The organism is Pseudomonas sp. EA_35y_Pfl2_R111 (assembly GCF_963970955.1).
Taxonomy (GTDB): domain Bacteria; phylum Pseudomonadota; class Gammaproteobacteria; order Pseudomonadales; family Pseudomonadaceae; genus Aquipseudomonas.
Genome location: NZ_CAXAOM010000002.1, coordinates 762,466 through 784,428, shown reverse-complemented (window position 1 = coordinate 784,428; position 21,963 = coordinate 762,466). Strand labels below are relative to the sequence as shown.

The following is a 21,963-nucleotide window of genomic DNA, read 5'->3' as shown; positions in this document are numbered from 1 at the left end:
GAGGCGGCGGGTGCGTAAATGCCGATGGCAGCGCACCGGCCCCTGAAACGGCTGTACCCATGAATTTTCCCGGTTAGGGCTGATTGCATTTAGCGCAGCCCGTCCGGTTAACAGCTTTGGAGAGTCAAGAGCATGAGCAACTGGTTGGTAGACAAACTGATCCCATCGATCATGCGTTCCGAGGTCAAAAAGAGTTCGGTGCCCGAAGGCCTGTGGCACAAGTGCCCGTCCTGCGATTCGGTGCTGTACAAGCCCGAGCTGGAAAAGACCTTGGATGTTTGCCCCAAGTGCAATCACCACATGCGTATCGATGCCCGCTCGCGCTTGGATATCTTTCTGGATGCCGAGGGTCGTGAAGAGCTGGGCGCCGACCTTGAACCGGTTGATCGCCTGAAGTTTCGCGACAGCAAGAAGTACAAGGATCGCCTCACGGGTGCACAGAAGCAGACCGGTGAGAAAGATGCTCTGGTGTCCATTCGCGGCACGCTCGAAGGCATGCCGATTGTGACCTGCGCCTTTGAGTTCTCCTTTATGGGTGGTTCGATGGGTGCCATCGTTGGTGAGCGCTTCGTCCGCGCTGCCAATGTGGCCCTGGAGCAGCGCTGCCCGCTGGTGTGCTTCTCCGCATCGGGCGGCGCACGCATGCAGGAAGCGCTGATCTCGCTGATGCAGATGGCTAAGACGTCGGCTGTGCTGGCGCGTCTGCGTGAAGAAGGCATTCCGTTTATTTCCGTGCTGACTGACCCAGTGTACGGCGGTGTGTCTGCCAGCCTGGCCATGCTTGGTGATGTGATTGTCGCCGAGCCTCGTGCGCTGATTGGCTTTGCCGGCCCGCGCGTGATCGAGCAGACCGTGCGCGAGAAACTGCCGGAAGGCTTCCAGCGTAGTGAGTTCCTGCTGGAGCACGGCGCTATCGATATGATCATCCACCGCGCCGAATTGCGTCCGCGCCTGGCGCGTCTGCTGGCTCAGTTTATGGGGCTGCCGTCGCCTTTAGCCTTGCCGGCGACTGCATGACCGAGCGCTCCCTTGCCGATTGGCTGAGCTACCTGGAGCAACTGCATCCGAGCGCCATTGATATGGGGCTGGAACGTTCTCGAGTAGTGCTGCAGCGTCTTGGCTTGACCAAGCTGGCGCCGCGGGTGATTACCGTCACTGGAACCAATGGCAAGGGTTCGACCTGTGCATTTATTGCCTCGCTGCTGCAAGGGCAGGGGCTCAAGGTCGGTGTTTACAGTTCACCGCACCTGCTGCGTTACAACGAGCGGGTGCAGATCGCGGGCGTTGAAGCCTCTGATGAAATGCTCTGTGAGGCTTTCGCGGTGGTTGAAGCCGCGCGCGGTGAAACCTCGCTTACCTATTTTGAAATGGGCACTCTGGCCGCCTTTTGGCTATTTCAGCAGGCCGGTTTGGATGCTCTGGTGCTGGAAGTCGGTCTCGGCGGTCGGCTGGATGCGGTGAATCTGCTGGATGCGGACATAGCCCTGGTCACCAGTATCGGCATCGATCATGCCGACTGGCTGGGTGATAGCCGTGAGTCGGTCGCCTTCGAGAAGGCCGGTATCTTCCGCGCTGGCAAACCTGCTTTGTGTGGCGACCTTGAACCGCCTCAACCCTTGCTGGATCAAGTCGCGCTGCTCGATGTTCCATTTTTCCTGCGTGGCCGTGACTATGACCTGAGCATCACCGCACAGGATTGGTCCTGGTACGGCCTTAATCACCAAGGCGAAGTGCTAAGCCTGGCGCACTTGCCGCTGCTCGATTTGCCCATGGAAAACGCTGCTTTGGCCTTACAGGCTTACGCAGTGATGCAATTGCCCTGGCAGCCCGAGATGATCAGTCAGGCACTGCAACAAACACGGGTGACCGGGCGACTGGATCGCAGAAAGTTTAATTGGCAGGGTAAGTCACTCACGCTACTGCTCGATGTTGGGCATAATCCCCATGCTGCCGAGTACCTCGCGCAGCGTCTGGCCAGTCGTTCGTTATCAGGTAAGCGCTTGGCCGTGTTCGGTTTGCTGGCTGATAAGGATCTACCTGGGGTGGTGGCGCCTTTGCTGAGTGAAGTCGACAGTTGGGCGGTGGCGGCTTTGCCCACCAATCGCACACGCGCAGCTGCCGAGTTGCAGGCGCATTTGCATAACAGCGGGGCGCAAGTCGCCGCTTATGCCAGTGTGCAGGCAGCGCTTGAGGCTCAGTGTGAGCATGCGTCGGCTGGGGATGAGGTGCTGCTGTTCGGATCTTTTTACTGCGTGGCCGAGGCCCTGGATTGGCTGGCCCGCCAAGCCAATGGGGGCGTGCAGGATGGCTTTGCTGGATAAGGGATTGAAGCAGCGCATGGTCGGTGCGCTGGTATTGCTGGCGTTGGCAGTGATTTTCTTGCCGATGCTGTTATCGCGTGAAGATGAGTCGCAGCGGGTTCAGGTCGATGCACCGGCAATGCCTGTGGTGCCCGAGGCCCCTGAGGTCGAATTGCAGCCGGTGGCCGTGCCTGAGCCGCAGTTATTACCTGATGAACCGATTGAAAGCGAGGCCGCGCAAAGCCTCGAGGCAAGCGAGTCTGTTGCGAGTGAGTCGCCGGCCGAACCAATCACACCAATGACACCCGCGGCCGCACCTGAGCCTGTGGTATCACCAGCTCAGCCTGCGCCGAGTAAGCTGGATGCCAACAGTCTGCCGATCAGTTGGTCGGTGCAGCTGGCCAGTCTGTCGAGCAGTGATGGTGCGCAGAAATTGCAGAAAACCCTGCGCAGTCAGGGCTACAACGCCTATATCCGCAGCTTCGACGGCATGAATCGGGTGTTTGTCGGGCCGCTAATCGAGCGTGCCGAGGCGGATCGCCTGCGTGATCAGCTCAATCGTCAGCACAAACTCAATGGTTTTGTGGTGCGCTTTCAACCAGAAGCGGGTTGATCAACCGGCTTGGCGTGCCTCGCCAAGTCGAGTTGCCTGGCCCATCACTAGGTGGGCCAGGCATTTCAGCGGTTGGCGAATCCTTTGCTTACGCCCAGCACAGGTGCTCTGCTAAAATGCAGCGCCTTTCTCGTCGGTAACCTGCATCGTGGCATTCACCTGGGTCGATTGGGCGATTATCGCCGTTGTCGCCGTTTCAAGTCTGATCAGTCTGAGCCGAGGCTTCGTCAAGGAAGCCCTGTCACTGCTTACCTGGATCATTGCTGGCGTGGTCGCCTGGATGTTCGGTGGCGCACTGTCGCAGCATCTAGTGGGTTTTATCGAGACGCCATCGGCGCGCGTGATTGCAGGTTGCGCGATTCTATTTGTGGTCACCCTGTTGGTCGGTGCCCTGGTCAATTACCTGATTGGTGAGTTGATCCGGGTGACCGGACTGTCGGGGACCGATCGTTTTCTCGGCATGGTCTTCGGCGCGGCGCGCGGCGGCCTGCTAGTAGTGGTGCTGGTCGGTCTGATCAGCTTGGCTCCGGTTCAACAAGACAGTTGGTGGCAGGAGTCAGCACTTCTGCCGCATTTTCTGATGGTTGCTGATTGGTCGAAAAACCTGATTCTGGGTCTGTCCAGTGAGTGGCTGGCTAGCGGCGTTACTGCGCCGGTGGAGTTACCGTTCAAAGAGGCACTGCAGCAGCCTAAGTTGCCGTGAGTGCATTGCGAATCATCGTGTTTCATTGAGTAGGGGTTGCGTCACATGTGCGGCATTGTCGGTATCGTCGGTAAATCGAACGTCAATCAGGCGCTGTATGACGGGCTGACCGTCCTCCAGCACCGCGGCCAGGATGCTGCCGGTATTGTCACCAGCCATGATGGTCGCCTGTTCCTGCGCAAGGACAACGGCCTGGTGCGTGACGTGTTCCAACAGCGCCACATGCAGCGCCTGGTCGGCCACATGGGCATCGGTCACGTGCGCTACCCGACAGCGGGCAGCTCTAGCTCGGCCGAAGCACAGCCGTTCTACGTCAACTCGCCGTACGGCATCACCCTGGCGCACAACGGCAACTTGACCAACGTCGAGCAACTGGCCAAAGAGATCTACGAGTCCGACCTGCGCCACGTCAACACCAATTCTGATTCGGAAGTGCTGCTCAACGTGTTCGCTCACGAGCTGGCCCAGCGCGGCAAGTTGCAGCCCACCGAAGAAGACGTGTTCGCCGCAGTGACGGACGTGCACGAGCGCTGCCTGGGTGGCTACGCGGTAGTCGCGATGATCACCGGTTACGGCATCGTCGGTTTCCGCGACCCTAATGGCATCCGCCCGATTGTCTTCGGCCAGCGCCATACCGATGAAGGCGTGGAATACATGATCGCCTCGGAAAGCGTGTCGCTCGACGTGCTTGGCTTCACGCTGATCCGTGATCTGGCACCGGGCGAAGCGGTATATATCACCGAAGACGGCAAACTCCATACCCGTCAATGTGCGGCGAATCCGAAGTACGCTCCATGCATCTTCGAGCACGTCTATCTGGCGCGTCCGGACTCGATCATGGATGGCATCTCGGTGTACAAGGCACGCCTGCGCATGGGTGAGAAGCTCGCCGACAAGATCCTCCGTGAGCGTCCGCAGCATGACATCGATGTGGTTATTCCGATTCCGGATACCAGCCGTACCGCGGCGCTGGAACTGGCCAACCATCTGGGCGTGAAGTTCCGCGAAGGCTTCGTCAAGAACCGCTATATCGGCCGTACGTTCATCATGCCGGGCCAAGCTGCCCGCAAGAAATCCGTGCGGCAGAAACTCAACGCCATCGAGCTGGAATTCCGCGGCAAGAACGTGATGCTGGTGGATGACTCCATCGTGCGCGGCACAACTTGCAAGCAGATCATCCAGATGGCCCGCGAAGCCGGCGCGAAGAACGTGTACTTCTGCTCGGCCGCGCCAGCGGTGCGTTATCCGAATGTGTACGGCATCGACATGCCCAGCGCCCATGAGCTGATCGCTCACGGCCGCACCACTGAGGAAGTCTGCGAGCTGATCGGTGCCGACTGGCTGATCTATCAGGACCTGCCGGACCTGATCGAGGCGGTCAGTGGCAGCAAGAAGATCAAAATCGACAACTTCGACTGCGCGGTATTCGACGGCAAGTACGTGACCGGCGATGTCGACGAGGCATACCTGGACAAGATCGAGCAGGCGCGCAACGATGCCTCGAAGGTCAAGTCGCAGGCCGTCAGCGCGATTATCGACCTGTACAACAACTAGGTTGCAGTTCGGCCTGCTGCGGCGGGCCGGTTGAGGGAGTTGGCAATGACGATTGAATGGCAAGCCGGGCGTTTGGACAGTGATCTCGACGGCGTCGGCTTCGATACCCTGGCCGTGCGCGCCGGTCAGCACCGCTCGCCGGAAGGCGAACACAGCGAGGCAATCTATCCGACCTCCAGCTATGTGTTCCGCACCGCGGCCGATGCTGCCGCACGTTTTGCGGGCGAAGTGCCGGGCAACGTCTACTCGCGTTACACCAACCCGACCGTTCGCGCCTTTGAGGAACGCATCGCCGCCCTGGAAGGCGCCGAGCAGGCGGTCGCGACGTCATCTGGGATGTCGGCGATTCTGGCCATTGTTATGAGCCTGTGCAGCGCCGGCGACCATGTGCTGGTGTCGCGCAGCGTATTCGGTTCGACCATCAGTCTGTTTGAGAAATACCTCAAGCGCTTCGGCGTGCAGGTTGACTACGTGCCGCTGGCTGATCTTGATGGCTGGTCCGCTGCCTTCAAGCCCAACACCAAGCTGCTGTTTGTCGAGTCGCCGTCCAATCCGTTGGCCGAGCTGGTGGATATTGCGGCACTGGCGGATATTGCCCACAGCAAAGGCGCACTGCTGGCGGTGGACAACTGCTTCTGCACCCCGGCGCTGCAGCAGCCTCTCAAGCTCGGCGCAGACGTGGTGATGCATTCGGCCACCAAATATATCGACGGTCAGGGCCGCAGTATGGGCGGCGTGGTCGCAGGCTCGGCCAAGCTGATGACTGAAGTGGTGGGCTTTCTGCGTACCGCCGGGCCGACACTCAGCCCGTTCAACGCATGGATCTTCCTCAAGGGCCTGGAAACCCTGCGCATTCGTATGCAGGCGCATTGCGCCAGCGCACTGCAATTGGCGCAGTGGCTGCAGCAACAGCCAGGCATCGAGCATGTGTACTACGCCGGCTTGCCCAGCCACCCGCAACATGAGTTGGCCAAGCGTCAGCAGAGTGCATTCGGCGCCGTGGTGAGCTTTGAGGTCAAGGGCGGCAAAGAGGCAGCCTGGCGTTTTATCGATGCCACGCGGGTGATCTCGATCACCACCAACCTGGGTGACACCAAAACCACCATCGCCCACCCAGCGACCACTTCCCATGGTCGTCTGAGCCCAGCCGAGCGTGCTAACGCCGGTATTCGCGACAACCTGATCCGTGTTGCGGTGGGCCTGGAAGACCTGGCCGATCTGCAAGCCGATCTTGCTCGCGGCCTGGCGGCGCTCTAAGCCGCTCTTAGAACCTGGCGGGCCTTCCCGGCCCGCCAGGCTGCTTCATTTCTCCCCAAATGCTTTTCACAGCCTGGCCATATTCTCTGGCGCGTATGGCTGTGGGCAAACCTTTGGCTAGGTGCGGGTAAAACATGACGCACTTCAAAGTTTGAAGGGGCGCAGGCGCTAGCATCCACCGCCAGCGCGGTCTGACCGCACGAATAAAAACAATAGGGTCTGCCTGATGGACCGACTTCCGCCGTGTGTACTGCCTGCCAATGGTGTCCTCCGCCAGAGCTTGCTGGAACTGTTGGCGCGCAGTGAAGACTTTGCCCTGACGCTGCTGCTGGCCCCGGCCGGCTCGGGAAAGTCGACCCTGTTGCAACACTGGCGCGGTTGTTGCGCTGCGGTGATGGTGCATTACCCGCTGCAAGCGCGGGACAACGATCCGCTGTGTTTTTTCCGTCGTCTGGCTGACAGCATTCGCGCCCAGGTGGGCGATTTCGATACGTCCTGGTTCAACCCTTTGGCGGTGGCTTCGAGCCTTTCTCCGCAGTTATTGAGTGAGCTGCTCGGTGATGCCCTGGCGCGTGTCGACGGGCCGCTGTTTATCGTGTTCGACGATTTTCAATGGATCGACTCGCGCAACATTCTTGAAGTGATGGCGGCGCTGCTCGACAAGCTGCCAGCCCATGTTCACCTGATCATAGCCAGCCGCAATCACCCGGGGTTTGCCCTAAGCCAACTGAAGCTGGAAAACCGCCTGCTGTGTATTGATCAGCATGACCTGCGTCTGTCTGCCGAGCAGGTGCAACTGCTCAATACCTATTTGGGCGGTCAGGTGCTTAGCCAGGAGTATGTCGACAGCCTGCTGGGCATGACCGAAGGCTGGGTGGCGGGGGTGAAGATTGCCCTGCTGGCCTATGCGCGTTTTGGCACTCAGGCGCTGCAGCGCTTTAACGGCAGCCAGCCGGAAATCGTCGATTATTTCGGCCATGTAGTGCTGCGCCAATTGTCGCCGAACCTGCGTGAGTTTCTGCTGTGCAGTGGCTTGTTTGAACGATTTGACGGCGCGCTTTGCGATCATGTGATGCAGCGCACGGGCTCGGCGTTACTGCTTGAAGAGTTGGCTGAGCGTCAGCTGTTCTTGCTGCCGGTAGAGAACGAGCCCGGCTGGTTTCGCTTTCACGCCCTATTGCAGGATTTTCTCTGTCGCCGCCTGCAGGTCGAGAAATACGTACGCCTGGATCAGCTGCACAGCCGTGCGGCCGACTATTACTTGAGCCTGGGCGAGTATGAGCAGGCGTTGCAGCATGCTCAGCGCTGCACGAATCAGGCGCTGTTTCTCGAGATGCTGGAGAACAGTTGCGCGTGTTGGGTGCGCAGCGGGCAGCTCGGCGACATCTTGCGCTGGCTGGAGCCATTGCCTGAGTCGCTGCTGCTGGCGCAGCCAAAATTGCTCGGTTGGCTGGTCGCGGCTTTGTCACTGTCGAGGCGTTTTCATCAGGCGCATTACTATCTGGAGTTACTCGACAGTCTGGGCCGAAGCGCCTCTGTCGCGAACCTAGAACCCGCCACCCGGCAGTTTCTTGCGCTGTTGTTGGGCCTGTTCGAGCAGGACAAAGACTTTGTGCTGCCGTGCGCCTGGCGTGAGTTGCTCAAGGTGGGCCAGGAGCTAGAAATCCGCGCCTGCACCTTGGTGGTGATTGCCTACTGGCATCTATTGGCGGCGCGCCTGCAGGACGCCATCCGTTTCGCCAGCGAGTCCAAGCAGTTGCTCGCGCAGTGCGGGCATAGCTTTCTGGAGAGCTACACCGATCTGATTATCGCGCTCTGCCACCGCAACGCTGGGCGCGCCACCCATGCGCGCAAGGAAGTGTGCAGCGATTACCAGCGTACCGACAAAGCCGCTCCAGCCTGGGTTAACCGCGCCACGGCCATGGTGGTGGTGCTGTACGAGCAGAATCAGCTGGTCGAGGCGCAGCAGCTGTGTGAGGAGTTGATGGCAATGGTCAACTCGTCCTCGGCCACCGAGGCGATTGCTACGGTCTATATCACCCTGTCGCGGTTGCTGCATCGTCAGCAGCAGACGGCACGCGCGAGCCGTTTGCTCGACCATTTGTCATGCATCCTGCAACTAGGCAACTACGCGCGCTTTGTCAGCCAGGTGACCCAGGAAAGTATGCGTCAGGCGTACCTGAGCGGTAAGCCCGCCGCCATGGACGCCGTGGCTCAGCGTTTTGACCTGCCAGCGCGGCTGCAGGCAGGGGAGTGGGAGAGTGTGCGCACCTATGACGAAAACTGGGAGCGCGTGGGTTTGGCCTGTGTCTATTGGCTGCAGGCGCGTGGCGCACAGGCTCATGCTGGGCGGATTCTCAAGGTGTTGGCGGCCTCGTTACGGCAAAGCGAAATGCGCGCTCGGTTGCTGATTGTCGAAGCCAACCGCCTGGTGTTGGCGGCGCCCACCCAGAGCAAGAATCAGCAACTGGCGACTCTGGCTGGGTTGGTTGAGACCTATGGCATCGTCAATATCAACCGCTCGGTATTCGATGAGGCACCAGGCTTTGCCACCGGTGTACTGGACCTGGCGCAGTCCGGGTTACTGGTAGTGCCGGACAAATACCGTGAGCACTACGGTGAGTTTCTTCAGGGCATTCCGGCTGCTCCGCCAGTCGGTGCATTGGCCAGCGGCTTGTTGACCGGGCGAGAGGTGGAAGTATTCGAGTGCCTGCTTAGCGGCCTGTCGAACACCCAGATCAGCGAGAAAACCGGTATCGCCTTGTCCACCACCAAATGGCACCTGAAGAACATCTACTCCAAGCTCAATGTCTCCAGCCGCACCGAGGCGATTCTCGCCGTACGGCCGCGCGCGTCGCTCAACTAGATATTGCTGCATAACTGATTGGCCATAGCCCCTCCGCTGGAAGGGGGCGTTGCGCCATACCCGTCGATAGGCTTGATCCTGCGCTGCTATGTCAGTAGCCGCCTTGTCCCTACAACAATAAAACGGGAGAAATAGCCATGTCGGTATGGGTCACTTGGCCAGCTTTGACCAAGCTGGGAACGTTGGGCGTAGTCTCTGGGCTACTGGTGCTGGCCGTTGAGCGCCAGGCGTTGTTCGAGAACAACCTCTTCGATGTTGAAAATTACGCGGGCTATAACGCCGATATCACCTGTGATGCGCGCAGCCTGGCGGCCCGCACCGAGGATGGCACCTGCAATATTCTCAGCAACCCAGCCGAGGGTTCGGTGTATCGGCGCTTTGGCCGTAACGTCAACCCGGCGGTGACCCAGGGCGAGACCAGCACCTTGCTCACGCCCAACCCGCGTGAGGTTAGTAACAGCCTGATGGCGCGCGAGGAATTCAAACCAGCGCCGAGCCTGAACTTTATCGCCGCTGCCTGGATTCAATTTATGGTGCACGACTGGTTCGATCATGGACCGAATGCCGACGCCGAGCCGATCCAGTTCCCGCTGCCCCCAGGCGATGTGCTGGGCAGCGGCAATATGTCGGTCAAGCGCACGCAGCCTGACCCGACGCGCAGCAGCAGTGACACCGGCAAACCGCAAACCTACCGCAACCACAATACCCACTGGTGGGACGGCTCGCAGCTGTATGGCAGCAGCAAGGAAACCAACGACAAGGTGCGCTCGTTTGTTGACGGCAAGCTTAAGGTCAATGCCAACGGCACCCTGCCTACCGAGCTGCTCAGCGGTAAACCGGTAACCGGCTTCAACGAGAACTGGTGGGTGGGCCTGAGCATGCTGCATCAGCTGTTCACCCTCGAACACAACGCCATCGCCAGCAAGCTCAAGCAAAAGTACCCGGCGCAGAGCGACCAGTGGCTATATGACCGCGCACGGCTGATCAACTCGGCGCTGATGGCCAAGATCCACACCGTGGAATGGACCCCGGCGGTGATCGCCAACCCGATCACCGAGCGCGCCATGTATTCCAACTGGTGGGGCCTGCTCGGCCAGGGCGGCCCGCGTGATGACTTCCAGGCCGAAGTGCGCATGCTCCAGGCGGACCTGGCTAAGTCCGATTCCTTCGTAAAACGTATCCTCGGTTTCGACCCCAACGTTGCGCCGGGTGTTGGCAACAGCGCCATCGACCACGCCCTGACCGGCATCGTCGGCTCCACTGCGCCGAACAACTACGGCGTGCCGTTCACCCTCACCGAAGAGTTCGTCGCGGTGTACCGCATGCACCCTTTGATGCGCGATAACGTGCAGGTGTACGACATTGGCTCGAATCAGGTTTCGCGCACCATCGCGCTGCAGAACACCCGTGACCGCGACGCCGAAAACCTGCTTAACGACGAGCGCCCGGAGCGCCTGTGGTACTCCTTCGGCATCACCAATCCGGGTTCGCTGACGCTGAACAACTACCCGAACTTCCTGCGTAACCTGTCGATGCCACTTGTGGGCGATATCGACCTGGCCGCCATCGACGTGTTGCGTGACCGCGAGCGTGGTGTGCCGCGTTATAACGAGTTCCGCCGGCAGATTGGTCTTAAGCCAATCACCAAGTTCGAGGACCTGACCAAGGACGCTGCGACCCTCGCCGAGCTCAAGCGCCTGTACAACAACGACATCGAGAAGATCGATACCCTGGTCGGCCAGTTGGCGGAAACCGTGCGTCCTGAGGGCTTTGCCTTCGGTGAAACGGCGTTCCAGATCTTTATCATGAACGCTTCACGGCGCCTGATGGCCGACCGCTTCTACACCAAGGACTACCGCCCGGAGGTGTACACCCAGGAAGGGATCGACTGGGTCGAGCACACCACCATGGTCGATGTGCTGCGCCGGCATAATCCGCAGCTGCAAACCAGTCTGGCGGGCGTGGAAAACGCCTTCAAACCCTGGGGGCTGAATATTCCAGCGGACTACGAAAGCTGGCCAGGGGCCAACAAGCAGGAAAACCTCTGGGTCAACGGTGCGCTGCGCACTCAGTATGCCGCTGACCAGCTGCCGGCGTTGCAGCGCGCCAATATAGGTGGGCTGATCGGCTCGATTCTGTGGAACAAGGTAAAGGTGCGCAGCGATGTGGCACCGGCCGGCTATGAGAAACCGATTCATCCCCATGGCGTGATGGCCAAGGTCAAGTTTGTTGCGGTGCCAAACAACCCTTACAGCGGCCTGTTCCAGGGCTCTGATAGCGGTCTGCTGCGTTTGTCGGTGACGGGTGATCCAGCCGATCGCGGCTTCGCGCCAGGCCTGGCGTGGAAGGCTTTCGTCGATGGCAAACCGTCGGAGAACGTCTCGGCGCTGTACACCCTGAGCGGGCAGGGCGCCAACCATAACTTCTTCGCCAACGAGCTGTCGCAGTACGTGGTGCCGGAAGTCAACGACACCCTGGGCACCACAATTCTGTTCTCGGCCGTGAGTTTGAAGCCGACCTTGCTGCTGCTCAACGACATGGCCGAAGTCACCCAGGCAGGCGCGGCGGTAGCCAAGCCCAAGGCGCCGACGCAGATCTACTTTGTGCCGCGCACGGAGTTACGCAACCGCTTCGCCAGCACCGCGCATGATTTCCGTACGGACCTGCTGACCCTAAATGCCGGCACCAAGGTCTATGACGTGTATGCCACGTCGATGGAGATCAAGACCTCGATCATTCCGTCCATCAGCCGCAACTACGCCGCCCAGCGGCGCAACAGTGCGGTGAAAATTGGCGAGATGGAGCTGACCTCGGCCTTTATCGCCTCGGCGTTCGGCGACAACGGGGTGTTCTTCAAGCACCAGCGTAATGAAGACAAGTAAGGGTTTATCGCGCTAAAGCAAAAGGCCTCGGTATCTACCGAGGCCTTTTAGTTTCTGTGCTGCTCTGTGCGTGCTGCCGAGAGGTTATTCGCGCAGATCAATAGCCTCAGGCTCGCCTTGGTCGAACAGTTGCACCGGGTCGCGCGGCAGAATGCCGGGACGGTAGTTCTCGCGGATATCGCCAAGCACGCGGATGTCGCTGTATTTCTTCCCGGATAACGCCGCCATACCGGCCGCATCGCGGATCACGGTTGGACGCAGGAAGACCATCAGATTGCGCTTGATCCGGGTTTCCTTGGTCGAGCGAAACAGCCGGCCGAGCAGCGGAATATCGCCGAGCAAGGGTACCTTGGAGTCAGCCTGGGTCACGTCATCCTGAATCAGTCCGCCGAGCACGATGACCTGGCCGTTTTCGGCGAGGATGGTGCTTTTGATCGAGCGCTTATTGGTGATCAGATCGACAGCGTTAACGCCTTGGCTGGTGGGTGCGATGGAGGAGATTTCCTGCTCGATTTCCAGGCGCAGGCTCGCGCCATCGTTGATATGCGGAGTGACTTTCAGGGTCACGCCGATATCCTGACGCTCGATGGTGGTGAAGGGGTTGTCAGCGCCCGAGCTGTTGGTGGTAAAGGAGCCGGTTTGGAACGGCACGTTCTGCCCGACCAGGATTTCCGCCTTCTGGTGGTCCAGGGTCAGCAGGCTCGGTGTGGACAGCAGATTGCTCTTGCTGTTGGCCGATAGTGCGGTAATTAGCACACCAAAACTGTCAGTGCCCAGGCCGATGATTGCGCCGTCCGGCAGGTTGGCCAGGGTGTTGTTATCGCTGCCGCTGTCGTTGCCGCTGTCCTGAATGGCTTGCAAGACCCGTCCGACTGACAGCCCGGTGCCGCTGAAGTTGGTACCGCCCAGGCCGCCGGTGCTGCCACGGCCATCCACGGCCCACTGTACGCCGAGGGCGTCGGTGATATCGCCGGAGACTTCTACAATCGCCGCTTCGACCATCACCTGGGCGCGCGGCACGTCGAGCTGGCGCACGATGTCTTCCAGGGTCGCCACCACATCCGGTTCGGCCAGCAGCACCAGGGCGTTGAGGCTCTCATCCGCGCGGATCAGGATGGTCTGCGGTTTGCCGGTGGTTTCGCCGCCGGCTTCCGGTTTAAGTTTTTCGGAAATCTCGCCCAGGGTTTCTGCCAGGCTCTTTGCATCACCATGACGCAAGCGGATTACTCGGGTGTTGGCAGAGCGGCTGGTGGGGCTGTCCAGCGATTGCGCCAGGGCCACCAGTTTGGCTCGCGCCGCCGGTGGGCCGAGCAGAATCAGGCGGTTGGTGCGGCCATCGGCGATCACCTGGGTGCCAGAAGCGCCCTTGGCCTGGCCGCGATCCACGGCGCTGCGCAGTACTTCGGCGGTGTCCATGACCCAGGCATGCTGCAGATTGAGCACGCTGTAATCGTTCTGGCCCTTCTGGTCGAGCTGGCGCAGCAGGTCTTGGATGCGTTCGATATTGGCCGTGCGGTCGCTGATGATGATCGCATTGGCGCTGCTGATCGCCGCCAGGTGGCCGTATTGCGGTACCAGCGGGCGAATCAGTGGAATCAGCTCGGTGGCTGAGCCGTGCTGCACCTGGATCAGTCGAGTTTCAAGACGGTCCGGTGCGTTGCGTCCGCTATCGGCATCAGCTTTGGCCTCGGCGTTGGGCACGATGCGCGCCTGATCGCCTTGGGTAATCACGCTAAAGCCGTGTGTGGCCATCACCGAGAGAAACAGCTGATAAACCTCGGTCAGCGTCAGCGGGCTATTGGACACCACACTGACCTGACCCTTGACCCGTGGATCGACAACAAAAGTCTGCCCGCTGATCTGCGCGACCTGGTCGATAAACTCACGGATATCGGCGCCCTTGAGGTTGATGGTCCAGCTTTCTTCTTGCTGGCTGGCACTCGGCGCGACAGCTGTAACGGCAGCGCTCAGCGGCAGCGGGCTAAAAACCAGGCCAGCGGCCAGCAGGGCGAAGGTAAGGCGCGAGAGAGTCGGAGTCATCGTGTCAGTTGTCTTCCATGGGCTGTTCGGTGGGTTCTGCAGTCTCAGGCAGGCTGCCGGAGTCCTGCATCTGCTGGCGTAGGGCATCCATACGCTCACGCAATTGGCTCAGGTCGTCGGATTCCATCTCGTTAAGCTGCTCAAGCGGGTCAGCCGTGGCGTCCGGGGCATAGTTTTGCGGGCTACTGGTGATTGAGCTATTCAGCGGAAAACTGAGGCTCTCTCGGCGACCATTACGGATCAGCTCGACGCGGTCGGCGGCCACCGAATGCAAGCGCACACCGCTGCTGATTTCACTGTCGATGCTGTAGCGCTGGGCAGTGCCACCTTCGCTGAGGATGATGGCAGTAGAACGTTGCGGATCGGTATGCACAAAGCTGCCGAGCAGTGTCAGACGCAGGTTGGTGCTGGGGGCGGGGCCATCACTGGCGATACTGCTGGCACCGAACAGTTGGCCAATCTCGGGATTGAGTGCAATCACGGGGGCTTCGTTTGCGCTGTTGTTGCTGGCAACCACCGGCGCGCGCAGCAGGCGCAGCCAATCAGCACTCTGCCACGCCAGGCTGACGCTCATAACAAGAATCAGCACGATGCCAGCGAGGGAGGTGGCCTGGCGCTGTAACCAGCGTTGGGGAACCAGAACTTGCAAAGGGGGCGTCACTCCGTAACTTATTATTATGTGGTGTGGTTCGCGCGCTGATCATAGACATTTGCCAAGCATTTGGCAGCCCCTGGTTGGGGTAGTGTGTCGACCAGTTCAATGTGCTAAAGATAGCGCGCTGTTTTTCGCTCTATTGCGGCTAACTTACAACAACTATATTGCAAAACCCCAGTTTTTGAGCCTTCGCTTGATGTCCTGGGGCCAGTATCAACTCCTGTGCTTAAGGCATATTACGGATGAATGCGTTGCTTACAGAAGTGCCATCACGGCGTTTACCCTTCAGCTTTGCCAGGCGTCACGGTGTGGTTCTCGTCGTTGAGAATGGCCTACCTTGCCTGGCTTATCGCATGGGGGCCGAACTGGTGGCGCTGAGCGAGGCGCAGCGCTTTGTCGGTGCGCAGCTGCCGCTGCACGCGCTGTCGCCAGAGGCCTTCGAGCAGGCCATGGCCAAGGCCTATCAACATGACTCTGCCTCCATGCAGCTGGCCGAGGATATTGGCGGCAGTCTGGATCTGGCAGCGCTGGCCGAGCAGGTGCCGGAAACCGAAGACCTGCTGGAGCAGGAAGACGACGCGCCGATCATCCGCTTGATCAACGCCATCCTCGGTGAAGCGATCAAGGAAAACGCCTCGGATATTCACCTGGAAACCTTCGAAAAACGCCTCGTGGTGCGTTTTCGGGTGGATGGTGTGCTGCGTGAGGTGCTGGAGCCCAAGCGTGAGTTGGCGGCCTTACTGGTTTCGCGGATCAAGGTTATGGCGCGTCTGGATATTGCCGAGAAGCGCATCCCCCAGGACGGGCGAATCTCCCTGAAGGTGGGTGGGCGCGAGGTGGATGTGCGGGTCTCGACCCTGCCGTCGGCCAATGGCGAGCGGGTGGTGTTGCGCTTGCTCGACAAACAGGCCGGGCGCCTCAATTTGCAGCACCTGGGCATGAGCGCGCGTGACCGCGATCAGATGGAAGCCACTGTGCGCAAGCCCCACGGCATTCTGCTGGTCACCGGGCCTACCGGCTCGGGTAAGACCACTACGCTGTACGCCAGCCTGGTCAGCCTGAATGACCGTACACGCAATATTCTCACTGTCGAAGACCCGATCGAATATCACCTAGAAGGCATCGGCCAGACCCAGGTCAATTCCAAAGTCGATATGACCTTCGCCCGCGGCCTGCGCGCCATTCTGCGTCAGGACCCGGACGTGGTGATGGTCGGCGAGATTCGCGACAAGGAAACTGCCGAAATTGCCGTGCAGGCTTCGTTGACTGGCCACTTGGTACTTTCGACCCTGCACACCAACAGTGCGATTGGCGCGATTACCCGCCTGGTGGATATGGGCATCGAACCATTCCTGCTGTCTTCATCATTGCTCGGCGTGTTGGCCCAGCGCCTGGTGCGGGTGCTCTGTCCGCATTGCAAAGAGGCCTATCAGGCCGACGAGGCCGAGTGCACATTGCTCGGGGTGCCGTTCGCACAGCCGCCGACCCTGTATCACGCCCGCGGCTGCGCCGAGTGCCATCAGCAGGGCTACCGCGGCCGTACTGGCATCTACGAGCTGGTGGTGTTCGATGACCACTTGCGCACCTTGATTCACAACGCCGCCTCCGAGCAGGACATGACTCGCCACGCCCGCACCCTCGGCCCGAGCATCCGTGAGGATGGCCGGCGCAAGGTGCTGGAGGGGGCGACTACGGTCGAGGAAGTATTGCGCGTGACGCGAGAGGAATAGGGCGTGGCCGCCTTCGAATACCTCGCCCTCGATGGCAAAGGTCGCCAGCAGAAAGGCGTACTGGAAGCCGACAGCGCGCGCCAGGTACGGCAGATTCTGCGTGAGCGACAGCTGGCGCCGCTGGATGTCAAAGCCACGCGTACCCGGGAACATGCTGGCGCGGGTTCGCACTTCAGTTTTGCTCGCGGTATTTCGGCTCGCGATCTGGCATTGATCACTCGTCAATTGGCGACGCTGGTGCAGGCGGCGCTGCCGATCGAGGAAGCCCTACGTGCGGCGGCGGCCCAAGCCAGCTCCCCGCGTATTCAGAGCATGCTACTGGCAGTGCGTGCGCGGGTGCTGGAGGGTCATGATTTGGCCAGCAGCCTGAAAGAATTCCCCTCGGCTTTCCCTGAGCTGTACCGCGCCACGGTGGCGGCGGGCGAGCATGCTGGCCACCTTGGCCCGGTGCTGGAGCAGTTGGCCGACTACACCGAACAACGCCAGCAGTCGCGGCAGAAAATTCAGCTGGCACTGCTCTATCCGCTGATTCTGATGTGCGCGTCGTTGCTGATCGTCGGTTTCCTACTCGGTTATGTGGTGCCGGATGTGGTGCGGGTGTTTGTCGACTCCGGGCAAACGCTGCCGGCGCTGACTCGCGGTCTGATTGCCCTGAGCGATTGGGTCAAAGGTTGGGGCTGGCTGGCGGTGATGCTCGCCATCCTGGGCGTGTTCGCCCTGCGCTGGGCGTTGCGTGATGATGCGGTCAAGGCGCGCTGGCACGGCTTTCTGCTGCGCATCCCGCTGGTGGGCCGCTTGATTCGCGCCACAGACTGCGCACGGTTTGCTTCGACCCTGGCCATTCTGACCCGCAGCGGTGTTCCGTTGGTTGAAGCCCTGGGCATCGGTGCGCAGGTAATTGCCAATCGGGTGATTCGTGCTGACGTGGTGATTGCCGCGCAGAAGGTGCGCGAGGGTGGCAGCCTGACTCGTGCGCTGGAGGCCAGCGGTCAGTTTCCGCCGATGATGCTGCACATGATCGCCAGCGGCGAACGCTCCGGCGAGCTGGACCAGATGCTGGCCCGCACCGCGCGCAATCAGGAAAACGATTTGGGTGCCCAGGTGGCACTGCTGGTGGGGCTGTTCGAGCCCTTTATGCTGGTCTTTATGGGGGCGGTGGTGCTGGTGATCGTACTGGCCATTCTGCTGCCGATTTTGTCTCTCAATCAATTAGTGGGGTAAACAGTGAATAAGCGTCAAAGCGGTTTTACGCTGATCGAAATTATGGTGGTGGTGGTGATCCTCGGCATCCTCGCCGCCTTGGTGGTGCCGCAGGTGATGAGCCGGCCCGATCAGGCCAAGGTCACCGTGGCCAAGGGTGATATCAAGGCCGTGGCGGCCGCGCTGGATATGTACAAACTGGATAACCATGCCTACCCGAGTACCCAGCAAGGCCTGGAAGCGCTGGTGAAAAAACCATCCGGTAACCCGCAGCCGAAGAACTGGAATCGCGACGGCTACCTCAAGCGCCTGCCTGTCGATCCGTGGGGCAACGTCTACCAATACCTGGCGCCGGGCACCAAGGGTGCTTTCGACCTGTATTCGCTGGGCGCTGACGGCAAGGAAGGTGGCAGCGATCAGGATGCCGATATCGGTAACTGGGACCTCTGATTCCCATGCGCCAGCAACCGAGCCAGGCTGGGGGCTTTACCCTGATCGAACTGCTGGTGGTGCTGGTGATTCTCGGCAGCCTGATCGGTATTGCGGTGCTCAGTGTGGGCATCGCCGGTCCTGGGCGCGAGTTGCATAACGAAGCCGAACGGCTGGCTGGGCTGATTGGCGTGCTGGCCGAAGAAGCGGTGCTGGATAACCAGGAATACGGCCTGTTGCTTAGTCGTGAGGCCTACCAAGTACTGCGCTACGACTCGGCGAAGCAAAGCTGGCAGGCGATGTCGGGCAAACCCCATAAATTGCCGGGCTGGGCTGAGCTGAGCGTCGAGCTGGAAGGTGCAGCCCTAGAGCTGCCTCTTCCTGACGACGAGGAGCCAAGCAAAGGCGCTCTGACGCCGCAGTTGTTGTTGCTGTCCAGTGGGGAAATCAGCCCGTTTCGTTTGCGCCTGGCCGAGCGCCGCGCCGATGGTTTGCGCCTGCAATTGGTCAGCGACGGTTTTCAGTTACCCAAGGTCGAGAGTGAACAACCAGCAGGGCGCAAACGATGAAGCGTGCAGGCGGTTTTACCCTGCTCGAGGTGTTGGTGGCCCTGGCGATTTTCGCACTGGTTGCAGCCAGCGTACTGACCGCCACCGCACGCAGCCTGCAAACCGCCTCGCGTCTAGAAGAAAAAACACTGGCCATGTGGATCGCCGATAACCAGCTGACGGAGTTGCAGTTGTCGAAGACTCCGGTTGCTGATGGCCGTGACCAGGGCGAGGTGGATTTCGCCGGGCGGCGCTGGCAGTGGCAAAGCGAGGTGCTGGTCACCAGCGAGGCGGATATGCGCCGCGTCACCTTGTGGGTCGCGCCCTCAGAGCAGGGGCGCTTGGGCGGTGATGTACGTGAGCGCGCGGTGGTCAGCCTGAATGGTTTTCTCGGGGTGCTGCAATGAGAGCGGCACGCGGCTTTACCCTGCTCGAATTGCTGATTGCTATCGCCATCTTTGCTCTGTTGGGGTTGGGTACTTACCGCATGCTAGATAGCGTGCTGCAAACCGACAAAGTCACCCGCGCCCATGAGATGCAACTACGCGAGCTGGTGCGCGCCATGGCCGCATTCGAGCGCGATGTGTTGCAGGTACAAGCCCGGCCCACGCGTGACGCTTTTGGCGATCCACGCGCTGCTTTGCTCGGTGACGACCTCGATAGCCCCGCTCTGGAACTGACCCGTAGCGGCTGGCGTAACCCCCTTGCGCAGCAACGCTCCAGTCTGCAGCGCGTGCGCTGGCAACTTAGTGGTGAGCAGTGGCAGCGTCACTATTGGACGGTGCTGGATCAGGCGCAGGACAGTCAGCCGCAGGTGCAAACCGCGCTCGATGGGGTGACCCACATGCAATTGCGCTATCTGGACCAGGAGGGCAGCTGGCAGACCAGTTGGCCGCCGCTGGGTAATGATCCGGATGATGCACTGAAGCTGTTACCGCAGGCCGTTGAGCTGGTGCTTGAGCACCGTCGCTATGGCGAGATACGTCGTGTGTTGCGCCTACCTGAAGGCTTGCCGAAGCGACTGCAGCAAGCGCCTGAGCCGAGCCCAGACGATCCCGTTGAAGATACTCCTGAGGAGCCGCGCTTATGAGTCGGCAGCGCGGCATGGCGCTGATCACCGTCTTGCTGGTAGTGGCTGTGGTCACGGTGGTCAGCGCGGGGATTATCGCCCGTCAACAACTGTCGATCCGCAGCAGCGCGAACCAGTTGCATGTGCGCCAAGCCTGGCATTACGCCCTGGGCGGCGAGACGCTGGCCAAGGCCATTCTGCAGCGTGACTTGCGTGAAGGTGACCCGCGTGCGCCGGTGGATCACCCAGGCGAAGCCTGGGCCAAAGCCCGTGCGCCTTACTCCTTGGATGAAGGTGGCGCCTTGCGTGTGCAGATCACCGATCTGACAGGGCGTTTCAATCTCAACAGCCTGTTGCGCCAAGGGCAGCCTAATGAAGCCGCCGTGGCGCAATTTCGTCGTCTGCTGCTGGGGCTGCAAATTGAAGCGCCTTACGCCGAACGCCTGCTTGATTGGTTGGACGCTGACGATCAGCCCAGCGGCGGCTACGGCGCGGAAGACAATCAATACCTGCTGGCGCAGCCGCCTTATCGCGCGGGCAACCGGGAGTTGAAGGATATTTCCGAGCTGCGTCTGTTGCTGGAAATGACCGAGGCGGATTACCAGCGCCTGTCGCCCTATGTCAGCGCCTTGCCGGCGGATGCCACGCTTAACGTCAATACCGCCAGCGCGCGGGTGCTGGCCAGCGTGGCTGAAGGATTGCCGCTGAGCACCGCCCAGGGGCTGGTCGCCGCGCGGGGCAGTGAGGGCTATCGTGATTTACCGAGCTTTACCGCGCAGCTCAGCGGCTTGCAGGTGCAGAGCCAGGGCCTGGCGGTAGGCAGTCAGTATTTTCAGGTGCTCAGCGAAGTCACTGTGGGTGAGCGTCGTCAGGTTTTACGCAGCACTTTGCAGCGCGCCAGCGATGGTCAGCTGTATGTTCTAGCCCGTGATTTGGGGCAGGGCGGTATGCCGCCGGTGCCCGTTGAGGAAGTCGAACCATGAGTCAGACCTATGTATTTCTGCCACCCGCCGCCTGTACCGGCGCGCAGGCGGATCTACCCGTGCAGTGGGTGGCCGACGGGGTAAGCGAAACCCTGGAATTCGGTGAGGCGCAGACGCAACTGGGTAGCAGTTGGATCTTGGTGTTGCCAGTCGAAGCTGTCACCTCCTGCGCGGTCAATCTGCCGACGCGCAAAGCCCGCTGGTTGCGTCAGGCGCTGCCGTTTGCGGTGGAGGAGCTGCTCGCCGAAGAAGTCGAGCTGATGCACCTGGCGTTGGGCGAGCAATTAGCCGATGGCCGTCATCGCGTGTTTGCCGTGCGCCGCAGCTGGCTGGCCGGCTGGCTGGCGTTGTGCCCCACAGCGCCGCAGGCGATTGCCGTGGATGCCGATCTATTGCCTGGGCCAGGCACTGCGCTCTTGCCGCTGCACGGTCGCTGGTTGCTGGGCGGCGAGAATGTCACGCGGATGGCGCTGCAGGCGCAGGACTGGCCGCAGCTGAGTCCTTTGTGTGTGCAGCCACAGGTTGCCTGGTGTGACCCGCAGCACCCTGCTCCGCAACCGGTGGATGAAGGCATGGCGGTGGCCGATCCCTATGTTTGGCTGGCTCAGCAGCCGCTGCGCAATAACCTGGCCCAGGGCGAGTTCGCCGTGCAAAGCAGTAGCGGCCAGTGGCAACGCTGGCGGCCATTGCTGGGGTTGGTCGGTATGTGGCTGGTACTGCAGTGGGGGTTAAATCTGGCGCAGGGCTGGCATCTGCAGCGTCAGGCCGATGAGTACGCCGCCGCCAGCGCGGCGCTGTACAAAGAGTTGTTTCCGCAGGACAGCAAGCTGGTCAACCTGCGTGCGCAGTTTGATCAGCATCTGCAGGCCGGGACGGGCAGCGGGCAAGCTCGTTTGCTCGGCTTGCTCGCCCAGGTCAGCGGCGCGCTGGCTGCCGAGGGCGGTCAGGTGCAGATCAGTCAGGTGGATTTCAGTGAAGTACGTGGCGATCTAGCCATGCAGGTACAGGCTGCCGGCTTTGCCGAACTGGAGCGTCTGCGTGAGCGCTTGCAGGAAAGCGGCCTGGCGGTGCAGCTGGGCTCGGCCAGCCGGGAAGGTGCAGGCGTCAGTGCGCGCGTGGTGATCGGAGGATGAG

At 60.7% G+C, this 21,963-nt stretch carries 18 protein-coding genes; 16 read left to right on the top strand and 2 right to left on the bottom strand.

What is annotated here, in order from left to right; genetic code table 11:
• The first annotated feature begins 132 nt into the window (after positions 1–132).
• The 8 genes from accD to AACY25_RS12210 all read left to right on the top strand — a co-directional run bounded on the left by accD (position 133) and on the right by AACY25_RS12210 (position 12,175).
• Positions 133–1,017 carry an acetyl-CoA carboxylase, carboxyltransferase subunit beta gene (accD, locus tag AACY25_RS12245; protein ID WP_339524811.1) on the top strand — a complete coding sequence of 295 codons (885 nt, stop codon included), beginning with the start codon at positions 133–135 and terminating at the stop codon, positions 1,015–1,017.
• Complete coding sequence (gene folC / locus AACY25_RS12240; protein ID WP_339524809.1) at positions 1,014–2,321, top strand: bifunctional tetrahydrofolate synthase/dihydrofolate synthase; 1,308 nt, start codon at positions 1,014–1,016, stop codon at positions 2,319–2,321. Before accD ends, folC begins: the two co-directional genes overlap by 4 nt.
• On the top strand, positions 2,305–2,913 hold the full coding sequence (locus tag AACY25_RS12235) for an SPOR domain-containing protein (protein ID WP_339524808.1): 609 nt from the start codon (positions 2,305–2,307) through the stop codon (positions 2,911–2,913). Before folC ends, AACY25_RS12235 begins: the two co-directional genes overlap by 17 nt.
• A gap of 148 nt (positions 2,914–3,061) precedes the next feature.
• The gene (locus AACY25_RS12230; RefSeq protein ID WP_339524807.1) at positions 3,062–3,616 is read left to right on the top strand and encodes a CvpA family protein; all 555 of its coding nucleotides are present in this window, start codon (positions 3,062–3,064) and stop codon (positions 3,614–3,616) included.
• 45 nt (positions 3,617–3,661) lie between these two features.
• Positions 3,662–5,170 carry an amidophosphoribosyltransferase gene (gene purF, locus AACY25_RS12225; RefSeq protein WP_339412021.1) on the top strand — a complete coding sequence of 503 codons (1,509 nt, stop codon included), beginning with the start codon at positions 3,662–3,664 and terminating at the stop codon, positions 5,168–5,170.
• 45 nt (positions 5,171–5,215) lie between these two features.
• Positions 5,216–6,427, top strand: a complete 1,212-nt coding sequence (locus tag AACY25_RS12220) for an O-succinylhomoserine sulfhydrylase (protein WP_339524805.1) — start codon at positions 5,216–5,218, stop codon at positions 6,425–6,427.
• A 226-nt stretch (positions 6,428–6,653) separates the two neighbouring features.
• Positions 6,654–9,293 (top strand): LuxR C-terminal-related transcriptional regulator, encoded by a 2,640-nt coding sequence (locus tag AACY25_RS12215; RefSeq protein WP_339524804.1) that lies wholly within the window; start codon positions 6,654–6,656, stop codon positions 9,291–9,293.
• Between the two features lie 137 nt (positions 9,294–9,430).
• Positions 9,431–12,175 (top strand): peroxidase family protein, encoded by a 2,745-nt coding sequence (locus AACY25_RS12210; protein WP_339524803.1) that lies wholly within the window; start codon positions 9,431–9,433, stop codon positions 12,173–12,175.
• An 84-nt stretch (positions 12,176–12,259) separates the two neighbouring features.
• Here AACY25_RS12210 and gspD read toward each other — a convergent pair whose 3' ends face one another.
• Complete coding sequence (gene gspD, locus AACY25_RS12205; protein ID WP_339412015.1) at positions 12,260–14,215, bottom strand: type II secretion system secretin GspD; 1,956 nt, start codon at positions 14,213–14,215, stop codon at positions 12,260–12,262.
• Positions 14,216–14,219: 4 nt separating this feature from the next.
• Entirely contained in the window at positions 14,220–14,864 is a 645-nt protein-coding gene (locus tag AACY25_RS12200) for a type II secretion system protein N (RefSeq protein ID WP_339412014.1), read from the bottom strand.
• Between the two features lie 248 nt (positions 14,865–15,112).
• Here AACY25_RS12200 and gspE point away from each other — a divergent pair, with 248 nt between their 5' ends.
• Genes gspE through gspL form a run of 8 tightly spaced genes read left to right on the top strand, consistent with a single transcriptional unit; the run spans position 15,113 to position 21,962 of the window.
• The gene (gene gspE / locus AACY25_RS12195; protein WP_339412012.1) at positions 15,113–16,600 is read left to right on the top strand and encodes a type II secretion system ATPase GspE; all 1,488 of its coding nucleotides are present in this window, start codon (positions 15,113–15,115) and stop codon (positions 16,598–16,600) included.
• A 3-nt stretch (positions 16,601–16,603) separates the two neighbouring features.
• On the top strand, positions 16,604–17,821 hold the full coding sequence (xcpS, locus tag AACY25_RS12190; protein WP_339524802.1) for a GspF family T2SS innner membrane protein variant XcpS: 1,218 nt from the start codon (positions 16,604–16,606) through the stop codon (positions 17,819–17,821).
• A gap of 3 nt (positions 17,822–17,824) precedes the next feature.
• Positions 17,825–18,250 (top strand): type II secretion system major pseudopilin GspG, encoded by a 426-nt coding sequence (gspG, locus tag AACY25_RS12185; protein WP_257778607.1) that lies wholly within the window; start codon positions 17,825–17,827, stop codon positions 18,248–18,250.
• 5 nt (positions 18,251–18,255) lie between these two features.
• Complete coding sequence (gene gspH / locus AACY25_RS12180) at positions 18,256–18,798, top strand: type II secretion system minor pseudopilin GspH (protein WP_339524801.1); 543 nt, start codon at positions 18,256–18,258, stop codon at positions 18,796–18,798.
• Positions 18,795–19,184 carry a type II secretion system minor pseudopilin GspI gene (gene gspI, locus AACY25_RS12175; RefSeq protein WP_339524800.1) on the top strand — a complete coding sequence of 130 codons (390 nt, stop codon included), beginning with the start codon at positions 18,795–18,797 and terminating at the stop codon, positions 19,182–19,184. The genes gspH and gspI overlap by 4 nt, the downstream gene beginning before the upstream one ends.
• On the top strand, positions 19,181–19,867 hold the full coding sequence (gspJ, locus tag AACY25_RS12170; protein ID WP_339412003.1) for a type II secretion system minor pseudopilin GspJ: 687 nt from the start codon (positions 19,181–19,183) through the stop codon (positions 19,865–19,867). The genes gspI and gspJ overlap by 4 nt, the downstream gene beginning before the upstream one ends.
• Positions 19,864–20,829, top strand: coding sequence for a type II secretion system minor pseudopilin GspK (gene gspK, locus AACY25_RS12165; RefSeq protein ID WP_339524798.1), 966 nt, complete (start codon positions 19,864–19,866; stop codon positions 20,827–20,829). Before gspJ ends, gspK begins: the two co-directional genes overlap by 4 nt.
• Positions 20,826–21,962: a type II secretion system protein GspL gene (gene gspL, locus AACY25_RS12160; protein ID WP_339524796.1), complete on the top strand. Its 1,137-nt coding sequence runs from the start codon at positions 20,826–20,828 to the stop codon at positions 21,960–21,962. The genes gspK and gspL overlap by 4 nt, the downstream gene beginning before the upstream one ends.
• Position 21,963: the final 1 nt, after the last annotated feature.